The organism is Pseudomonas sp. UBA6315 (assembly GCF_002438125.1).
GTDB classification, from domain to species: Bacteria; Pseudomonadota; Gammaproteobacteria; order Pseudomonadales; family Pseudomonadaceae; genus Aquipseudomonas; species Aquipseudomonas faucium.
Genome location: NZ_DJTF01000021.1, coordinates 1 through 3,122, shown reverse-complemented (window position 1 = coordinate 3,122; position 3,122 = coordinate 1). Strand labels below are relative to the sequence as shown.

3 protein-coding genes are annotated in these 3,122 nt (G+C 62.4%); 2 read left to right on the top strand and 1 reads right to left on the bottom strand.

Translation table 11 applies throughout. The features are described 5' to 3' along the window. Positions 1 to 429: 429 nt before the first annotated feature. Entirely contained in the window at positions 430 to 711 is a 282-nt protein-coding gene (locus tag B3E94_RS01850; protein ID WP_008095521.1) for a GNAT family N-acetyltransferase, read from the top strand. 78 nt (positions 712 to 789) lie between these two features. Here the strand turns inward: B3E94_RS01850 and B3E94_RS01845 are convergent, their stop codons facing one another. Further along, positions 790 to 1,866 carry a 3-deoxy-7-phosphoheptulonate synthase gene (locus B3E94_RS01845; RefSeq protein WP_176517675.1) on the bottom strand — a complete coding sequence of 359 codons (1,077 nt, stop codon included), beginning with the start codon at positions 1,864 to 1,866 and terminating at the stop codon, positions 790 to 792. Between the two features lie 233 nt (positions 1,867 to 2,099). On the opposite strand from B3E94_RS01845, the gene B3E94_RS01840 reads away from it, so the two are divergent. Next, positions 2,100 to 3,047, top strand: coding sequence for a putative 2-dehydropantoate 2-reductase (locus B3E94_RS01840; protein ID WP_286912112.1), 948 nt, complete (start codon positions 2,100 to 2,102; stop codon positions 3,045 to 3,047). Positions 3,048 to 3,122: the final 75 nt, after the last annotated feature.

Genomic DNA, 3,122 nt, shown 5'->3' with positions numbered 1-3,122 from the left:
TACTTGTAGTAAGTAAACTGACCGAGCGCAAGAACTGCAAAAAAAATGTTGCTCTAGGGGTAGCCGACAAGATTTGTGGGGGATTTGTGAAAAAACCGTGCAGCGGCTGCAAGCGGTTGTAGAACAGGAACTTTTTTGCGAACTAACGGTGACTTTAACTGTCGTTCGTCGTCTTAACCCGTAGAACATCCGGCTGCTGTTGTGGGCCACGCAGGCCGGGGCCTGCAAGCCACGAGCCTGCCACTTTTTAAGCACAACCACCTTGAGCAATCGCGGGTGCCGCGCCTACTATTTGGGGTGGCCGGCCGGCAGAACCATTGCAATCGGCTTGCGGTCCAAGGGGCAAGAGGTGGCGTAGAGGTTCCTCCGCCGGATAAACCAGCATCGGTTAAGGTCAGGGTCTGCCGAAAAGGCCTGCGAGGAGTAGTGATGAGTGAAGCGTTGACCATCCACCATGACCAGGCCGGTCATCAGTTCGAGACCAACGTGGACGGTCATCGTGCCTACCTGACGTACATGGACCTGGGCAAACAGACGCTGGATATCTATCGCACTTTCGTGCCCAACGCCCTGCGTGGCCGTGGCATCGCTGCCGCGTTGACCGAGAAGGCCCTGGAGTACGCCGACCAGATGGGTTACACGGTGATCCCGTCGTGCTCGTATGTAGAGCGCTACATGGAGCGCCAGCAGCGCCACTCGAGCAAGGCCTGACTCCTTAAAAAAAGCAGGGCCGCTTCACCCCCATTGCCGGCAGGTCGGCGATGGGGGTGAAGCGGCCCTGTTTTTTTATCAGCCGCGCTGACGCTGTGGCAGCACATCCTTGAGCTTGGCGTGCATGCTGCGCAGGGTTTTCTCGGTGGCCGACCAATCGATGCAGGCATCGGTGATCGATACGCCGTACTGCAGTTCGTCGAGGTTCTTCGGAATCGACTGGCAGCCCCAGTTCAGGTGGCTTTCGACCATCAGGCCGATGATCGACTGGTTGCCTTCGAGGATCTGGTTGGCGACGTTTTCCATCACCAATGGCTGCAGCGCCGGGTCCTTGTTGGAGTTGGCGTGGCTGCAGTCGACCATGATGTTGGGCTTGATCTTGGCCTTGGCCAGGTCCTGCTCGCACAGGGCGACGCTGACCGAATCATAGTTCGGCTTGCCGTTGCCGCCGCGCAGCACCACGTGGCCGTAAGGGTTGCCCTTGGTGGTGACGATGGAAACACCCCCTTCCTGGTTGATGCCGAGGAAGCGGTGCGGCTTTGACACCGACTGCAGCGCGTTGATCGCCACGGTCAGGCCGCCATCGGTGCCGTTCTTGAAGCCGACCGCCGAAGACAGGCCCGAGGCCATTTCGCGGTGGGTCTGGGATTCGGTGGTGCGCGCGCCGATGGCCGACCAGCTGATCAGGTCTTGCAGGTACTGCGGGGAGATCGGGTCGAGCGCCTCGGTGGCGGTCGGCAGGCCTTTTTCGGCCAGGTCCAGCAGCAGTTGGCGGCCGATGTGCAGGCCGTCCTGGATCTTGAACGAGTCATCCAGGTACGGGTCGTTGATCAGGCCTTTCCAGCCGACGGTGGTGCGCGGCTTTTCGAAGTACACGCGCATGACCAGGTACAGCGTGTCCGACACTTCCTCGGCCAGCACCTTGAGGCGCTCGGCGTATTCGTGCGCCGCCTTGATGTCGTGGATCGAGCAAGGGCCGACCACCACGAACAGGCGATGGTCCTTGCCGTCGAGAATGTTGCGCACCACTTGGCGGCCGGCAGTCACGGTCTGCAGGGCCTTGGCGCTGAGGGGGATTTCCTTCTTGAGCTGATCGGGGGTGATCAAGGTCTCGTTGGAGGCAACGTTAAGGTCATCGATCGGTAAATCAGCCATCGTGTTACTCGTCAGGTCACGGGTGCCGGCCGCCAGCAATCCCCGTGCGGCCCAGCAGCAAGAATGTTCGCAGCGGGGAGCCGAACCTTAGCGCGTTAAAGGGGTTGCGACAATGGCCTGTGCCCGTCGCGGCAGGGTTTTTCCCTGCTCAGGCAGCCTTGCGCTGCCATCGGGATGCGCAGAATGCCGCAAAGGGTGTAAAAAAGCGCATCCACTTCATCCAGGAGATCAGCATGGCCCCTCGTAAACCGCGTATCGGCATCATCGGCAGTGGCGCCATCGGAGGCTTTTATGGGTTGATGCTGGCGCGCGCCGGTTTCGACGTGCATTTTCTGCTGCGCAGCGAATATGCCGTGGTTCGTGAGCGGGGCCTGAAGCTGGACAGTGCGCTCTACGGCACCTTGCAGCTGCCCGTGCAGGCCTACGCCAATGCCGCCGACATGCCGGCCTGCGACTGGTTGCTGGTGGGGGCCAAGGCCACCAGCAATGCCGAGCTTGCGCCATTGATCGTCCAGGCCGCCGCCGCCGATGCCAAGGTGGTGCTGTTGCAAAATGGCCTGGGCGTCGAAGAGCAGTTGCGCCCGGCCTTGCCCGGCAACCTGCACCTGCTCGGTGGCTTGTGCTTCATCTGCGTCAACCGCCAGGGCCCCGGCGACATCCGTCACCAGGCCCTGGGTGCGGTCAACCTGGGTTACCACAGCGGCCCGGCCAGCGATGGCGGTGCAGAGATCGTCGAGCAAGGGGCAGGGCTGTTCCGTGCGGCGGGCATCGACTCCCAGGCCATGCCTAACCTGGCCCAGGCGCGCTGGCAGAAGCTGGTGTGGAATGTGCCGTACAACGGCCTGTCGGTGCTGCTCGGTGCCAGCACCACGCCGCTGATGGCCGATGCCGACAGCCGTGAACTGGTGCAAGCCTTGATGGCGGAGGTGGTACAGGGTGCAGCGGCCTGTGGCCATATGCTGCCGGCGGGGTATGCCGAGCACCTGCTGCGTGTCACCGAGCAGATGCCCGACTACTGGCCGAGCATGTACCACGACCATGCCCAGCAACGGCCGCTGGAGCTCCAGGCAATCTACGCCGAGCCGTTGGCGCAGGCGCGCGCTGCCGGTTGCCAGCTGCCGCGCATGCACATGCTCTACCAGGCACTGGCCTTCATCGACCGCGCCAACCGCGCCGGCTGATACCGCTGTAACCCGCGGCGCCAGTGCGCCGGACGGCAAAGCGAGTGGGCGGCGCGCTGCTAAGCTGAAGCTTGC

What these genes read in the sequence shown, in the direction of transcription:
- B3E94_RS01845 (WP_176517675.1), bottom strand. Translation starts at nt 1,866, where the DNA reads ATGGCTGATTTACCGATCGATGACCTTAACGTTGCCTCCAACGAGACC.
- B3E94_RS01840 (WP_286912112.1), top strand. Translation starts at nt 2,100, where the DNA reads ATGGCCCCTCGTAAACCGCGTATCGGCATCATCGGCAGTGGCGCCATC.
- B3E94_RS01850 (WP_008095521.1), top strand. Translation starts at nt 430, where the DNA reads ATGAGTGAAGCGTTGACCATCCACCATGACCAGGCCGGTCATCAGTTC.